This window comes from Serinibacter salmoneus (assembly GCF_002563925.1).
GTDB lineage: Bacteria > Actinomycetota > Actinomycetes > Actinomycetales > Beutenbergiaceae > Serinibacter > Serinibacter salmoneus.
On record NZ_PDJD01000001.1, the window covers coordinates 368,927 to 383,863 of the forward strand.

General features: G+C 71.6%; 12 protein-coding genes. 7 read left to right on the forward strand and 5 right to left on the reverse strand.

All coding sequences use genetic code 11. The annotated features are described in order from the left end of the window. Positions 1-53: 53 nt before the first annotated feature. The 6 genes from allB to ATL40_RS01450 all read left to right on the forward strand — a co-directional run bounded on the left by allB (position 54) and on the right by ATL40_RS01450 (position 7,781). Positions 54-1,415 carry an allantoinase AllB gene (allB, locus tag ATL40_RS01425; protein WP_098467987.1) on the forward strand — a complete coding sequence of 454 codons (1,362 nt, stop codon included), beginning with the start codon at positions 54-56 and terminating at the stop codon, positions 1,413-1,415. Continuing rightward, the gene (locus ATL40_RS01430) at positions 1,412-2,587 is read left to right on the forward strand and encodes an acetamidase/formamidase family protein (protein WP_098467988.1); all 1,176 of its coding nucleotides are present in this window, start codon (positions 1,412-1,414) and stop codon (positions 2,585-2,587) included. The genes allB and ATL40_RS01430 overlap by 4 nt, the downstream gene beginning before the upstream one ends. Continuing rightward, positions 2,584-4,200, forward strand: coding sequence for an AtzH-like domain-containing protein (locus ATL40_RS01435; RefSeq protein WP_098467989.1), 1,617 nt, complete (start codon positions 2,584-2,586; stop codon positions 4,198-4,200). Before ATL40_RS01430 ends, ATL40_RS01435 begins: the two co-directional genes overlap by 4 nt. Positions 4,201-4,280: 80 nt before the next feature. Beyond that, complete coding sequence (locus ATL40_RS01440; protein WP_098467990.1) at positions 4,281-5,081, forward strand: MerR family transcriptional regulator; 801 nt, start codon at positions 4,281-4,283, stop codon at positions 5,079-5,081. Positions 5,082-5,198: 117 nt separating this feature from the next. Beyond that, the gene (locus tag ATL40_RS01445) at positions 5,199-6,428 is read left to right on the forward strand and encodes a pyridoxal-phosphate-dependent aminotransferase family protein (RefSeq protein WP_098467991.1); all 1,230 of its coding nucleotides are present in this window, start codon (positions 5,199-5,201) and stop codon (positions 6,426-6,428) included. Continuing rightward, positions 6,429-7,781 carry a Zn-dependent hydrolase gene (locus ATL40_RS01450; protein ID WP_245866571.1) on the forward strand — a complete coding sequence of 451 codons (1,353 nt, stop codon included), beginning with the start codon at positions 6,429-6,431 and terminating at the stop codon, positions 7,779-7,781. A 47-nt stretch (positions 7,782-7,828) separates the two neighbouring features. Here the strand turns inward: ATL40_RS01450 and ATL40_RS01455 are convergent, their stop codons facing one another. After that, positions 7,829-8,443: an LOG family protein gene (locus ATL40_RS01455; RefSeq protein WP_098467992.1), complete on the reverse strand. Its 615-nt coding sequence runs from the start codon at positions 8,441-8,443 to the stop codon at positions 7,829-7,831. A gap of 130 nt (positions 8,444-8,573) precedes the next feature. Here ATL40_RS01455 and ATL40_RS01460 point away from each other — a divergent pair, with 130 nt between their 5' ends. After that, a complete protein-coding gene (locus ATL40_RS01460; protein ID WP_098467993.1) occupies positions 8,574-9,950 on the forward strand; it encodes an amidohydrolase family protein in 1,377 nt (458 codons plus the stop codon). A 1,325-nt stretch (positions 9,951-11,275) separates the two neighbouring features. On the opposite strand, the gene ATL40_RS01470 is transcribed toward ATL40_RS01460, so the two are convergent. Genes ATL40_RS01470 through ATL40_RS01485 form a run of 4 tightly spaced genes read right to left on the reverse strand, consistent with a single transcriptional unit; the run spans position 11,276 to position 14,926 of the window. Further along, entirely contained in the window at positions 11,276-12,079 is an 804-nt protein-coding gene (locus ATL40_RS01470) for an ABC transporter permease (protein WP_245866573.1), read from the reverse strand. Continuing rightward, positions 12,076-12,891, reverse strand: a complete 816-nt coding sequence (locus tag ATL40_RS01475) for an ABC transporter permease (RefSeq protein WP_098467995.1) — start codon at positions 12,889-12,891, stop codon at positions 12,076-12,078. The genes ATL40_RS01470 and ATL40_RS01475 overlap by 4 nt, the downstream gene beginning before the upstream one ends. Beyond that, positions 12,891-13,787 carry an ABC transporter ATP-binding protein gene (locus ATL40_RS01480; protein ID WP_098467996.1) on the reverse strand — a complete coding sequence of 299 codons (897 nt, stop codon included), beginning with the start codon at positions 13,785-13,787 and terminating at the stop codon, positions 12,891-12,893. The genes ATL40_RS01475 and ATL40_RS01480 overlap by 1 nt, the downstream gene beginning before the upstream one ends. Then, on the reverse strand, positions 13,787-14,926 hold the full coding sequence (locus tag ATL40_RS01485) for an ABC transporter substrate-binding protein (protein ID WP_098467997.1): 1,140 nt from the start codon (positions 14,924-14,926) through the stop codon (positions 13,787-13,789). The genes ATL40_RS01480 and ATL40_RS01485 overlap by 1 nt, the downstream gene beginning before the upstream one ends. Positions 14,927-14,937: the final 11 nt, after the last annotated feature.

Here is a 14,937-nt window from a genome sequence, read left to right on the forward strand (position 1 = left end):
CGGCGGGGTAGATCGGCAACACGGCCGAAACCCCCGCTGGGTAGCGTCACCCCATGCACCTGGACCCGCGCCCGAGCAGCGTCGCCGCGCGACGCACGTTCCTCGACGGTGCCTTCCGCCCCGCCACGGTGCGGATCCAGGATGGGCTGATCACCGCCGTCGAGCCGTTCGATGAGCGCGCCGACGTGGTCGTCCCCGCCGAGGCCACCCTGCTGCCGGGCCTCGTGGACTCCCACGTGCACCTGAACGAACCCGGCCGCACCGCCTGGGAGGGGTTCGCCACCGGGACGGCCGCCGCCGCGGCAGGCGGCGTGACCACCGTGGTGGAGATGCCGCTGAACTCCCTCCCGGTGACCACCACCCCGCAGGCGCTCGCCGCCAAGCGGAAGGTCACCGCCGGCAAGCTGGCGGTCGACATCGCCTACTGGGGCGGCGCCGTACCGGAGAACCTCGGCCACCTCGCCGAACTCCTGGCGGCCGGAACGGTCGGCGTGAAGTGCTTCCTCGCGCCCAGCGGGATCGAGGAGTTCGGCCACCTGGATGACGCCCAGCTCCACGCCGCGCTCGCCGAACTCGCGGTGGTGGACGGGCTGCTGATCGTCCACGCCGAGGACCCCGCGCACCTCGCGCCCCCCGGCCCGCTCGGCACCCACTACGCGGCGTTCCTGGACTCCCGGCCACCCGCGAGCGAGGCCGTCGCGATCGCTCGCGTCATCGAGGCGGCGCGCGCCACCGGCGCCCGCGCGCACATCGTGCACGTCTCCGACGGTGCGAGCCTCCCGCTGGTCCGCCAGGCCAAGGCCGACGGCGTGCGCCTGAGCGTGGAGACCTGCCCGCACTACCTGACTCTGACCGCCGAGACCGTGCCCGACGGCGCCGCCTCCCACAAGTGCTGCCCACCCATCCGCGGTGCCGCCAACCAGGAGCTGCTCTGGGCCGGCGTGCTGGACGGCACCATCGACGCGATCGTCTCGGACCACTCACCCTCCACACCCGAGCTGAAGGAGACCGGCGACGGCGACTTCGGCCTGGCCTGGGGCGGCATCGCGGGCGTGCAGACCGGCCTGATCGCGGTCTGGACCGAGGCAAGGCGCCGCGGCATCGGCCTCGAGAGGATCCTGCCGCTGATGACCACCGGCCCGGCACGGGTGGCCGGGCTCGGCTCCCGCGGCACCATCGCGCCGCAGGAGCCCGCCCACCTGGTGGTCTTCGCCCCGGACTCCCACACCCAGATCCGCCCGGAGACCCTGCAGTACCGCAACACGATCAGCCCGTGGCTGCACCGCACCCTGACCGGGGCCGTGGCCGCCACCTACGTGCACGGCGACCTGACCTTCACCGCGGGTCACGCGATCCTGCGCCGCGGTGGCCGTGAGATCCTGCCCGCACCCGCCCCAGCGAAGGAGCCGGCATGAGCGTCCTGCAGCGCCTGAGCCCCATCCCGGACGACCCGGCCGCACTCGCCCAGGTCCCCGGTGACCACTACCTGCCCGCCACCCCCGCCACGGTGCGGTGGGGGAGACTGCCCTGCGCCGTCGACCGGCCCGTGCTGCACATCGCCGACGGCGAGAGCGTCACCATCGACACGGTCAGCCACGAGGGCATCCTGGAGGACCAGGGCAAGGACCCGCTCGCGTACTTCACCGCCCAGGGGGTCGCGCCCGAGGCCGTGCTGGGCGACGCCGTCGAGATCGCCGCCACCATGGCCCGCGATCCCGAGCGCGACGGCCCCCACGTGGTCACCGGCCCGATCCACGTGGCCGGAGCCGCGGCCGGCGACCTGCTGTGCCTGACCGTCGAGCGGCTGGAACGCCGGGTGCCCTACGGCGTCATCTCCAACCGGCACGGCAAGGGCGCCCTGGTCGGCGAACTCCCGCGCGGCGCGGGGAACGTGAGCGTGTTCACCCCCGTGAAGGACGGGGCCGGGGCGCTGCCGGTGCACGACGGCGAGGATCGCCTCGTGCGGTTCGGCCTCGCCGAGTTCCTGGGAACCATGGGCGTGGCCGTCGCGGGTGAGGAGCACCCACACTCGGTGCCGCCCGGGGCGCACGGCGGGAACATCGACATCAACCTGCTCACCGAGGGCGCCCGGCTCTACCTCCCCGTGCAGGTGGCCGGGGCGCTGGCCTACGTGGGGGACCCACACTTCGCGCAGGGCGACGGCGAGGTGGCGCTGACCGCGCTGGAAGCGCCGCTGCGGGCCACGGTCCGGTTCGAGGTGGTGCCGCGCGAGCGGGCGCTCGCGGAGTTCGGGGAGGTGGCCGGGCCCATGGTGCGCACGGAGGAGTACCTCGTGCCCACCGGGATGGACCCGGACCTGAACGTGGCGATGCGCCGGTGCGTGCGCGCCGCGCTGGAGTTGATCACTGCCCGGTGGGGGATGGAGGAGCACCTCGCCTACGCCTACCTCTCCGCAGCCACGGACTTCGACATCTCCCAGGTGGTCGACATCACCTGCGGGGTGCACGCCCGGATCCGGGAGGCGGACTTCGCGGGAGTCACGAGGACAAGCGACACCGCGAGCACAGGCGCCACCGCCAGCACAGGCGACACCGCGAGCACAGACACCAACGGGGAGCCGGCATGACCGCCACGGACGCACGTTCGCTGTTCCCACCCGAGGCGCCCGAGGCGCTCCTCGACGCGTTCGTGGACTACGAACGCGCGATCGGGGAGAACGACCTCGACGCCCTGGACGACTACTTCGCGCCCGGTGAACGGACCATGCGCGGCGACGCCGGCGGCCTGCTCGTGGGGCACGCCGCGATCCACGACTTCCGCGGCACCCGCGGCGGGGTCCCGGCCCGCACCATCGAGCGGGTGGAGTACCGCGAGCTGGCTCCGGGTGTGGTGCTGCTGCTGTCGGTCTCCCGCTACTGCGTGGGCGGCACCGGGTTGCAGACCCAGGTGTGGCAGGAGATCGAGGGCCGCTGGCTCATCACCGCCGCGCACGTCACCCCGCGGGCCACCGCCCTGAACCGCACGATCTGGCGCACCGTGGGCGACCCGCTGTTCCAGGGGGCGTGGGAGGGGCCGCTCGCGGGTCTGACCGTCGCGGTGAAGGACCTGTTCGCGGTCAAGGGGTACCGGATCGGGGCGGGCAACCCCACCTACCTGGAGGCGGCGCGCCCGGAGAAGGTGAGCGCACCCGCCGTCGCGGACCTGCTGGCCGGCGGGGCCTCGCTGCGGGGGATCGCCCGCACCGACGAGTTCGCCTACTCCGTGGCCGGGGACAACGCGCACTACGGCACACCACCGAACGCCGCCCTGCCCGGCGCCCTGCCGGGTGGGTCCTCCAATGGGGCCGCCAGCGCCGTCGCGACGGGCCAGGCGGAGATCGGCCTGGCGACCGACACCGCCGGCTCCGTACGGGTGCCCGCCTCCTACCAGGGGCTGTGGGGGCTGCGGACCACACACAACCTCGTGCCCCGGCAGGGCCTGCTGCCGCTGGCGCAGAGCTTCGACACCGTCGGCTGGCTCACCCGCGACGGCGCCACCATGCAGCGGGTGGTGGACTGGTGCCTCAGCTACGACGGCTCGGAGTCCACCGAGAGCGTGCTCGGCGCCTCCGGCAGCGACCTGCCGTGGCGCTTCGCGGTGCCGCGTGAGGTGCTCGCGATGCTCGAACCCGCCACGCGCGAGGCCTTCGAGGCGGCGCTGGGCCGGTTGGCGCAGGTAGCGGACACGGCCGGTGCGCCGGAGATCACCGAGGTGGACCTCGGGGACCTCGCCGCGATCCACGCCGAGTTCCGCACCGTGCAGGGCGCGGAGGCGTGGCGCAACAACGGCGACTGGCTGCGCGAGCACCCCGGCGCGCTCGGCCCGGCGGTGGCGCAGCGGTTCCGCGAGGCCTCCCAGGTCACGGCGGCGCAGGAGTCCGCGGCGCGCGGCGCCCTGGAGCCTGTGCGGCGCCACGTGGAGTCCCTGGTGGCCGAGTCGGTGTTGCTGCTGCCGACGGTGCCCGGACCCGCGCCCATGCGCACCGCGACCGGGGAGCGTGTGGACGCCGTGCGCACCGCCACGCTGCGGATGACGACGCCGGCCGCGGTCGCCGGGCTCCCGGCGCTCTCGGTGCCGCTGCTCACGGTGCCCTCGAGTCTCGGTCCCGCGCCGGTGGGGCTCTGCCTGATCTCTCGCGCCGACACCGACATCGCGCTGGTGCGCCTGGCCCGCCGCCTGGAGGCCGCGCTCAGGGCGTAGCCGTTGGTCAGTGGGTCTTGATCGGCAGACCCTGCAGGGGTTGACTCTGACACTGTGTCAGGCCGTGAAGTGGTCCCACCATGTTGAGTATCGGAGACTTCGCCCGCCTCGTCGGGGTATCGGTGCGGATGCTGAGGCACTACGACAGCCTCGGGATCCTCACCCCCGCGCGGGTGGACGAGTGGACCGGCTACCGCTACTACGCCGCCAGTCAGGTCACTCGCGCCAACCGACTCGTCGCGCTGCGCGAGCTCGGGTTCGGGCTCGAGGAGGTCGGCACGCTCCTGGACGCGCCCTCGGGCACCGTGCGGGCGCTGCTGATTCGCCGGCGGCAGGAGTTGCGTGCGCAGGTCGACGCGGACACCCGCCGGCTCTCCCACGTGGAGGCGAGGCTCCGACTGATCGAGAAGGGCACCACCATGACCGAGTACACCGAGGCATCCCTGCCGGCGCTCACGCTGACGGGACGGCAACTGACCACCGCGGCGATGAGCGCCGTCGAGCAGGAGATCGGGCCCCTGTTCGACCGTGTCAACGGCGCCATCCGTGAGGCCGGCGTCACTCTCACCGGGCCGGGCGTCGCGACCTACGACGCCTCCAGCGAGGCCGGGATGGTCGTGACGGTCGGGGAGCAGGTCGGCAGCGCCGAGGTCCCCGGGCTCGAGCGCATCGAGGTCCCGGGCGTCGAGCGGGCACTGATCACTCGCCTGGAGGGCGCGGACCTCACCGGGATCCAGTCCGCGTGGCAGTCGCTGGTCCAGGAGGCGGAACGACGTGGCCTCACCCTCGCGGGTCCCGGCCGTGAGGTCTACGTCGAGACCCCGTTCGATGGGCCCGAGGCCACGGGGTGGGTCGTCGACCTGCAGCAACCCGTCGCCTGAGGCCACCGGCCCGGCACCCCGACCGGCCCCGGCCCGCCGCGCGGCGGGCCGGGGCCGTCACCTCCCCGAAACGGTGATGCGTCAGGATGGGCGCACCCACACCGCAGGAGGAGAGAGATGACCGCGCTGATCCCCGGCGAGATCGCGCCGCCCGCCCGGCTGCTCATGGGCCCCGGCCCGATCTCCGCCTACCCGAGCGTGCTGCGCGCCATGGGCGCGCCCCTGGTGGGGCAGTACGACCCGTTCATGACCGCCACGATGGCCGAGACCCAGGAGCTCTACCGGCAGGTGTGGTCGACGGCGAACGAGGCCACCCTGCTCGTGGACGGCACCTCCCGGGCCGGGATCGAGGCCGCCATGGTCTCCCTGATCCGGCCCGGTGAGCGGGTGCTCGTGCCGGTCTTCGGCCGGTTCGGGCACCTGCTCGCGGAGGTCGCCGAGCGGGCCATGGCCGAGGTCCACACCATCGAGACCGCGTGGGGTCAGGTGTTCGCGCCCTCGGTGATCGAGGAGGCGATCCGCCGGGTGAAGCCCGCCATGCTCGCGATCGTGCAGGGCGACACCTCCACCACGATGAACCAGCCGCTGGCCGAACTGGGGGAGATCTGCGCCAAGCACGGCGTGCTGTTCTACACCGACGCCACCGCGTCCCTGGGCGGCAACCCGTTCGAGGCCGACGCGTGGGGACTGGACGCCGCGACCGCGGGCCTGCAGAAGTGCCTCGGCGGCCCCAGCGGGTCCTCCCCGATCACCCTGAGCGAGCGCGCCGTGGAGGTGATCACCTCCCGCAAGCGCATCGAGGCCGGGATCCGGGACGAGGACGACCCGGACGCGGCGGACTTCGTGCGCTCCAACTACTTCGATCTCGGCATGATCCTGGACTACTGGGGGCCTCGCCGCCTGAACCACCACACCGAGGCCACCTCCATGCTCTACGCGGCCCGGGAGTGCGCCCGCCTGATCCTCGCCGAGGGCCGCGAGGCCGTCATCGCCCGGCACCAGCTCGCAGGCCGCGCCATGCTCGCCGGCGTCGTGGCCATGGGCCTGGAGGTGTTCGGGGACGTGGCGCACAAGATGAGCAACGTGGTGGCCGTCGAGATCCCCGAGGGCGTGCCCGGGGACGCCGCCCGCGCCGCGATGCTGACCGACTACGGCATCGAGATCGGCACCTCCTTCGGCCCGCTGCACGGCCGGGTCTGGCGGATCGGCACCATGGGCTACAACGCCCGCCGCGACGCCGTCCTGACCACCCTGGCAGCCCTGGAGTCCACCCTGGGCCGGTTCGGCTTCGCCGTGGCGCCCGGCGCGGGAGTCGCCGCCGCATCCGAGATCCTCGGGCAGGCCTGAGTGCCGCTGCTCGCCGTCACCCCCGACGTGATCGCCGCCGCGGCGCGGCGCGTGATGGCGCGGTGCGAGGAACTCGCCCGGGTCACCGCCACCCCCGGCACCATCGAACGGGTCTATCTCTCACCCGAGCACGCCCGCGTGAACCGGCTCGCGGCGGAATGGATGCGCGAGCTCGGCATGGTCACCTGGCAGGACGCCGCGGGCAACCAGATGGGCCGGATCGAACCCACACCCACGCCCGGCGCCGCACCGCCCGCCCCGGGGGAGACGCCCGCGCTCATGCTCGGCTCCCACCTGGACACCGTGCTGGACGCCGGCCGCTTCGACGGGATCGTCGGGGTGCTCACCGCCCTGGAGGTGGTGCGGCTGCTGCGCCGGCCCGTGCCCGGGGGAGATGCCCGCGGGCGCGGTACGCCCGCCGCCACCGTCGACCTGCCGTTCGCGATCGAGGTGGCCGCGTTCAGCGACGAGGAGGGCACCCGGTTCGGCAAGGCGCTGCTGGGGTCCTCCGCCGTCGCCGGCACGTGGGAGGAGTCCTGGTGGGACCTGACCGACGGCGACGGCGACACCCTGCGCCACGCCTTCCGGGAGTTCGGCCTCGACCCCGGTCGGATCGGGGAGGCGGCCCGGCGCCGGGAGGACCTGATCGGCTACCTCGAGGTCCACATCGAGCAGGGACCGCAACTGCACCGCATCGGTGAGCCGCTCGCCGTCGTCAGCTCGATCGCCAGCGCTCGCCGCTTCCAACTCACCGTGCAGGGCGAGGCCCGCCACGCTGGCGGCACCCCCTACGACGTGCGCCGCGACGCCCTGCTCGGGGCGAGCGAGGCGGCCCTGGCGGTGGAGTCGATCTGCTCCGCCGAGCACCACATCATCGGCACGGTCGGGCAGCTCGAGGCCTTCCCCGGGTCGGTGAACGTGGTGCCCGGGGAGGCGCGACTCTCCCTGGACCTGCGCGGGGAGTTCGACGGCGACCGCGACCGCGTCTGGGACGCCATCACCCACGAACTCGACCGGATCATGGGGCGCCGAGGCCTGCGCTGGCGCTCCCGGGAGATCCACAACGCGCCCGCCGTGATGTGCGCGCCGCTGCTGCAGGACGTGGTGCGCGAGGGGATCGTCGCCACCCTGCCCGAGCGCAGTGAGGCGCCGCCGGAGATCTTCAGCCGCGCCGGGCACGACGGCATGTCCATCGGGGCGATCACGGACGTGGGCATGCTCTTCCTGCGCAACCCCGACGGCATCTCCCACCACCCCGAGGAGGCGGTCAGCGCCCCGGACGTGGCCCTCGGTCTACGGGCGATCACCGAGTCGGTGCTGCAGCTGGCCAACGACTACCGCGCCCGGCCCTGAGCCGGCACCTCTCGCAAGGGCCGCCGCGGGGCCGACTCAGGATGGGTTCAGGGCCGCAGGGTCGCCATCTCCGCGCCCGGGGAGGCCGCCACCCGCGCGGGCGGCACGTAGTCGCGCAGCTGCGTGAGCGACTCCTCGGGGGTGGTGCCCACGAGCAGCATCTCGGTGTAGCGCGGGTGGGTGAAGCCGCGGCCGCTCATCCCGGCCACGAACTCCAGGAACGGGTCGAAGTACCCGGCCACGTTGAGGATCCCGCACGGCTTCTCGTGAATCCCGAGCTGCGCCCACGTCCACTGCTCGGTGAGCTCCTCCAGCGTGCCGGGGCCACCCGGCAGCGCCAGGAAGGCATCGGCTCGCTCGGACATGATCGTCTTGCGCTCGTGCATGGAGTCCACCAGCACCAGTTCGCTGAGGTGCTCGTGCACGGCCTCGCGTGCCTGCAGCGCGCGGGGGATGACACCGGTGACGTGTGCGCCGGCCGTCATGGCGGCGTCGGCCACGGTGCCCATGAGGCCCACGTGCCCGCCGCCGAACACGAGGTCCATCCCGCGGACCGCGATGGCGCGACCGAGCGCCGCCGCGGTCTCGACGTAGACCGGGTCGTGCCCGGACGCGGACCCGCAGAACACGGTCACGGTGAAGCGGGGTGAGGTGGCGGTCATGGCGACTCCTCTCGAGGCGATGTGGTGACGCTAGTGGCGGTGTGTTTCCAGACCGTGACAGTCCGGAAACGTCTCGCGACTAGCGTGCGAGCCTTCCGGCCCCGAGCTTTCCGGCCCCGAGGAGTTCGCCATGTCCCTGCTCGTGATCAATGCCCGCCTCATCACCGTGCCCGCCGGCACCGACGACCCCGGCTACCTCGACGGTGGCTACCTCCTGGTCGACGACAGCGGCAGGATCGCCGAGATCGGCAGGGGGGCTGCGCCGTCGGGCACGACGGCGGATCGCACCCTGGACGTGGCCGGCGCCTTCGTGGCGCCCGGGTTCGTCTCCTCCCACTCCCACCTGTTCACCTCCGGGCTGCGGGGGCTGGGCGCGGGGGAGACCCTGTACGGCTGGTGCGATGCGATGCTCGGCACCACCGCGCACATGAGCCCGGAGCAGATGTACTGGGCCACCCTGCACGGTGCCCTGGACTTCCTGGCCTGCGGCGTGACCACCGCGTACAACTTCACCGACCCGCTGCAGGCGTGGGAGTCGATGGTGGACGGCAAACGCAGCGGGACCGCCGGGATGCGACCGCTGGAGTACCACACGCGGCAGGCGGACGGCTGCCGCGATGCGGGGCTGCGGTTCGTCGACTCGATCGGGATGGACGCCACGGTCGGCTCGGATGCGGAGATCCACGAGCGGTTCGACGCGTCCGTGGCGCACACCCGCGCGATGGACCCGGGCCTCGCGCTCGGCGCCTCGATCATGGGGCAGGTGCAGTGGTCCCCGCGCGAGGACGCCGCGTGGGTGGAGGTGGAGGCGATGCGCCGCCTCGGCGTCACCAACCAGGCGCACTTCCTGGAGTCCCCCGAGGCGGTGGAGCACCAGCAGTCCAAGTTCGCGATGTACCGCGACGCGGGCGCGCTGGGGGAGGGGATGATGTTCGGACACTTCATCCAGACCACGCCGCAGATCATCGAGGAGGCGGTCGACGGCGGGGCCGCCATGTCCTGGCAGCCCGCCTCCAACGGTCGGCTGGCCTCGGGCGTGGCGCTGGTGCCGGAGATGCTCGAGATGGGCATGGCCGTCGGGATGGGTCTGGACGACCAGGCGTGCACGGACGTGGCCGACCCGTGGCAGAACATGCGCATGGGTATGGCGATGCAGCGTGCCCGGCTGAAGGACCCGCTGGTGATGATGCCCGAGCAGGTGCTGCGGCTGCACACCCTGGGCGGCGCGGAGATCATGGGCGTCGCGGACCGGGTGGGGAGCCTGGAGGTCGGGAAGTACGCGGACTTCGTGGTGGTGGACCCCACCGCGCCCGACGTGGGGCCGCTGTGGCACCCGGTGCGCAGCTACGTGCTCGCGATGAGCCTGCGCAACCTCGTGGGCGTGTACGTGGGCGGGGAGCTGGTCAGCGACCGCGGGGTCTCCACGAACCCGCTCGCCGCCGAGGCGTCCGCGAAGGTGCACGAGGCGTACCCGGCGCTGCTGGCCGCGCGGGGCCTGCCGCACTAGCGGCGCGCGCCGCCGCCCCACCATCGCCGAGCGTGTGCTTGCGCCGGGCCACCGCCGCCGAGCGGGCTGTTACGCAGGGTGATCGCGCGGGTGGTCTGCGTAGGCACCCGTTCGGCGTGGAGGCGGTTCGTCGAGCGTGCGCTTGCGCAGAGTTCGCGTGGGAGGACCGCTTGTGATCATCCCGCTTCCCGCCAAGCGGATGTGAGTCGTACCTCGCGCCGCACCGGCACCGCTCCACTTCTACAGTGGGAAGGCGCTTCCTCCGTGATGTGGTGTGCTTGACACGGCCCTGATCGAGTCCCCTCGAGGAGCTGGTACACCATTGGAGGTAACGCGATGCTTCACCAAGACCTATCAGCCGCGGTGAAGAGAGTTCCCCGCCTTCGAGCTGCGAACTACTCTCAGGGCGTCCCGCTGCGTACGAGCGTGGGCGGCGCGATGGCCTCCGTGTTCCTCATCACGGTGGCTGCCTCGTGCGCTGAGCCGGCGGACTACATGGAGCCACTTGACATCACTCTCTGCGAGGGCGTGTTCTCATCTTTCGGCGGCGAGGATGCGGGGGCTCAGGAAGTTCTCCTAAGGGAGACCATTACGGTGTGTGATTCGCGGGAAGAGTGGGAGGAGCAATATCCTCGGTACAGCGAAAGCATCACATTGGCAGTCCCTGAGTCGGCGGCTGAGGCACTCGAATCCCTGTGCTTGCGACCCGAGCTCAAGAGCTCCAGAACGTGTAGCGCTGAGAGCTGAGGAGTGATGTAGCCATGAGTATCCCACATGGGTCACCGCAACGGTCTGGAGTGCCGTTTCGATTCCTCTTGTTTGGTAGTTGCGGCATGTTGTTGACCTTCGTCGTCATGGTGTTCTCCGCGTACGGCCTCCCGACGGAAGAGGTGTGGCCCGCACTGGTGTTGTACGTGATGGCGCTTGTCTCGCTGCTGGTGTTTTTGATCGGTGTTGTCCGCGTTGTAGTTCACTGTGTCCGTAGATGGAGTCGCGGTTTATGATGGTTGAGGTGTGCATCTTCGCAAATGGCGCTTAGTCCGAGAGTGCAAAGATGCCTGACCTGAGGTAGTCCAGGAGGGAATCCAGGACTGCCCGGACGGGCTCCTGGCGGGCAACACGTACCCCTGCGTTGCGCAGAGCCCCGGGCGGCGATGGTCGACGTCCTGCCCCGGGCGCATGTTCCTCGGGCCACGCCTTCGCCGAGCGTGCGGCTGCATAAACACCCGCTCGGCGCGAGAACGGGACGCCGAGCGGGTGCCTACGCAGGGTTTGCGCGCCGCGGGTCTGCGTAAGCACCCGCTCGGCGAGAGGCGGGAGAACGGTCAGGAGACCGTCGTCACCATCCCCATCCGGGCCAGGACGGCGTTCTCCAGCACCTGCACCAGGTTGTACAGCAGCAGCGTGAGCAGGGTGATGACCGCGACCGAGGCCCACAGGTCCTCGAACCGGGCGGAGGCGGAGAACCGCACGATCATCCCGCCGATGCCCTGACCGGTGGAGAGCCACTCCGCGAGCAGCGCACCGGTCACGGCGCCCGGCACGGACACCCGCGCCGCCGCGAACAGCGAGGGCAGCGCGCCGGGGATGTTCACCTTGCGCATCTGCGTCATCCGCCCGCCCCCGTACACGTGCACGAGGTCCAGGCTCTGCTGCGAGGCGCGGGAGAGCCCGAACAGGATCGAGGCGAGCGCGGGGAAGAGCACCACGATGCTCCCGATCACCGCGACCGAGGCCGTGGTGCCTCGCCCGGTGATGAGGATGATCACCGGGGCGATGGACACCAGCGGGATCGAGCGCAGCAGCAGCGCGAGCGGCATCACGCCGGCCTCGATGGTGCTCGAGAGCGAGAACGCCACCGCGAGCACGAGCGCGATGAGCATCCCGGCCACGAACCCGATCGCGGAGTCCTGCATCGTCTGCCTGAGCAGGGAGCCGATCTCGGCGCGGTTCTCCGCGGCCTCCGGGTCGGTGACGAGGAAGGCCCACACCTCGGCGGGGCCCTTGGCCACGTACGGGGAGACACCGGTCAGGTTGACCACGGCCCACCACAGGGCGAGCACGATCACGAGGGTCAGCAGGGCGTTGAAGGAGGCGCGGCCCACGGCGCGCCAGATCGGGTGTCTCACGCGGTCGCCTTCCCTGACACCCACGGCGTGACCAGCCGGGAGATGAATCCGAGGATCGCGTAGCCCGCGAGGGCCACCACGGCGCTGATGAGGAACACGGCCCACACCCGCGCGGAGTCGAGGTCGCCCTGCAGTCGGATGAGGGTGATGCCGACCCCGCGGTCGATGCCGCCCATGTACTCCCCGAGGATCGCGCCGAGGAATGCGCTGGGCACCGCGATCTGCAGGGCGTTGAGGATGGCGGGCGTCGCGGCGATGAGCCGCACCTTGCGCAGCTGCGTCAGCCGGGTGCCGCCGTAGACCCGCACCACGTCCAGGCTCGCCTTGTCCGCGGCCTTGAAGCCCAGCAGGGCACCGACCACGGTGGTGAAGAACACCGCGAGGGCCGCGAGGAAGATCGCCGTGGCGCTCGGTTCGCCCGGCCGGGGCGCGCCACCCAGGATCACGATCGAGAGGCCACCCACGGCCACCACCGGCAGGCAGTAGCTGACCACGGCGATCTGGGTGATGACGGTCTCCAGCTGCGGCAGCAGCAGCACCGTGGAGGCTAGCAGCAGCGCGAGGACGTTGCCCCACGCGTACCCGATGAGGGCCTCGGTGATCGTCACGGAGAACACGCTCCAGTACGGGGCGAGGCCGTCTTGCGCGATGGTGGAGAAGACCACCCACGGGGAGGGCACCGGGGTGAAGTCGGTGCCCTCGGCGGGCGTGAACGCGGTGGCGGAGAACAGCCACCAGACGGCGATGATCGCCACCGCGCCGATGATCGAGGCGGCCCAGCGCGGCATCGGGCGGCGCACGCGGGCCGCCATCAGCTCTCCGCCTCGCTCTGCCCGTCGGTGCCGAACAGCAGCGCCGAGGCCTGGTCCACCAGGGCGTGGAACTCCGGGGTGCGCTGCATCTCCGGGGTGCGCGGCCGCGGCAGGTCGATCTCCATGATCTCCTTGATCCGCCCGGGCCGCGGGGACATCACCGCAACCTGGTCGGACAGGAAGATCGCCTCGGTGATGCCGTGCGTCACCAGCAGTGTGGTGGCGGGCTTCTCGGTCCAGATCCGCAGCAGTTCCAGGTTGAGGTTCTGCCGCGTCATGTCGTCCAGGGCGCCGAACGGCTCGTCCAGCAGCAGCACCGAGGGCTTCAGGGTGAGGGCCCGGGCGATCGAGACGCGCTGGCGCATCCCGCCGGAGAGCTGCGCCGGCTTGGACTTCTCGAACCCCGTCAGGCCCACGAGCTCGATGAGTTCGGCGATGTAGTCCTCGTCCGGCTTGCGCCCGGCCACCTCGAACGGCAGCCGGATGTTGGTCAGCACGCTGCGCCAGGGCAGCAGCGCGTGGTCCTGGAACGCGATCCCGAGCTCGTGGAAGCGGCGCAGTTCGCTGGGCGTCTGCCCGTCCACGAGCGCCGACCCGGAGGTCGGCTCCTCCAGGTCGGCGAGGATCCGCAGGATCGTGGACTTCCCGCAGCCCGAGGGGCCGAGCAGGGAGAGGAAGGAGCCCTGGTCGGTGTGCAGGTGGGCGTCCTGCAGAGCGGTGACCTCGCGGCCCCGGCGCCCCGGGAACACCTTGGTCAGGCCCTCGATGCGGATCCCGGTACCGGCCGAGGCGGGCGGCGCGGATTCGAGGGACGACGGCGCGTCCGATGACGGCGCGGCGCCGGACGGCGCACCCGTGGATGCGCCGTCCGGGGTGCCGGGGGTGGCCTCGCTCATCAGCCCTGGTAGTCGATGAGGTCGGGGTTCTCGGCGTAGATCTCCTCGATCAGCGTGGTGTCGAACAGGTCCTCCACGCTGACCTCCCAGCCGGCCGCGGCGAGCGAGGCGACGGTCTCGTTCTTGAGGTCCTCGGTGATGGTGAACAGGCCGTTCGCCTCGGTGTCGGGGGTGGAGATGAGTTCCTTCTCGGCCTGCAGGCCGAGCAGCGTCTTCTCCGGGTCCAGGGCGCCGAAGGCGGACTCGATGGCGTCCTCGGAGGAGGAGGCGGCCGCGGAGTAGTAGGTCTCCACGAGGCTGACGGTGTCCTCCTCGGGCTCGGTGAACACGTCGCTCCAGCCCTTGATCTCGGCGATCAGGAACTCCTTGAGGAGGTCCGGGTTCTCGGCGAGGTAGTCGTCGGTCACGGTGAAGGTCTCGGCCACGTAGGGCACGCCGTTGTCGGCGTAGGCGAGGTTGGTGACCTCGTACCCGGCGAGCTCCACGGTCAGCGCCTCGTTGGTGAGGTAGGCCATGAAGCCGTCGACCTGGCCGTCCATGAGGGGCGTGGGGTCGAAGTCGACCGGCACCACGGTGACCTCGTCCTCGGAGATCCCGTTCGCGTTCAGCATCGCGGAGAACACGCTCGCGTTGGAGTCCTGCACGCCGATGGTCTTGCCGATGAGGTCCTGCGGGGTGGCGATGTTGCCGCCATCCGCGAGGGACAGGATCGTGAACGGGTTCTTCTGGAACGTGGCGCCGATGATCGTCAGCGGCGCGTCCTGTTCGGCGATCGCGGCGCCCACGGAGGCGGCGTCGGACAGGGCGACCTCCACGGTGCCCGAGAGCAGCTTGGCCACCCCGGTGTCGGGGCCGGAGATGCCGATGACCTCGGAGAACCCGGCTTCGTCGTAGTAGCCGTTCTCGTAGGCGTAGAACTCCCCGGCGAACTCCTCGTTCTTGATCCAGGAGTACTGCACGGAGATCTCACCGAACTCCCCGGAGCCGGCCTCCTCGCTGGACTCGCTGGACTCACCGGCGTCGTCCGACTCGGCGCTCTCGCCCGGGCCGGCGGAGTCGGTGGAGCAGGCCGCCAGGGTGAGGGCGGCAGCCGCGGTCAGGGCGATGGCGCCCGCGCGGGTGCGTCGGAGGGCAGTCATGGGGTCTCCTC

Excerpts from the sequence above, each read along its gene's own strand:
- allB (WP_098467987.1), top strand. The coding sequence starts at position 54 with ATGCACCTGGACCCGCGCCCGAGCAGCGTCGCCGCGCGACGCACGTTC.
- ATL40_RS01430 (WP_098467988.1), top strand. The coding sequence starts at position 1,412 with ATGAGCGTCCTGCAGCGCCTGAGCCCCATCCCGGACGACCCGGCCGCA.
- ATL40_RS01435 (WP_098467989.1), top strand. The coding sequence starts at position 2,584 with ATGACCGCCACGGACGCACGTTCGCTGTTCCCACCCGAGGCGCCCGAG.
- ATL40_RS01440 (WP_098467990.1), top strand. The coding sequence starts at position 4,281 with ATGTTGAGTATCGGAGACTTCGCCCGCCTCGTCGGGGTATCGGTGCGG.
- ATL40_RS01445 (WP_098467991.1), top strand. The coding sequence starts at position 5,199 with ATGACCGCGCTGATCCCCGGCGAGATCGCGCCGCCCGCCCGGCTGCTC.
- ATL40_RS01455 (WP_098467992.1), bottom strand. The coding sequence starts at position 8,443 with ATGACCGCCACCTCACCCCGCTTCACCGTGACCGTGTTCTGCGGGTCC.
- ATL40_RS01460 (WP_098467993.1), top strand. The coding sequence starts at position 8,574 with ATGTCCCTGCTCGTGATCAATGCCCGCCTCATCACCGTGCCCGCCGGC.
- ATL40_RS01475 (WP_098467995.1), bottom strand. The coding sequence starts at position 12,891 with ATGGCGGCCCGCGTGCGCCGCCCGATGCCGCGCTGGGCCGCCTCGATC.
- ATL40_RS01480 (WP_098467996.1), bottom strand. The coding sequence starts at position 13,787 with ATGAGCGAGGCCACCCCCGGCACCCCGGACGGCGCATCCACGGGTGCG.
- ATL40_RS01485 (WP_098467997.1), bottom strand. The coding sequence starts at position 14,926 with ATGACTGCCCTCCGACGCACCCGCGCGGGCGCCATCGCCCTGACCGCG.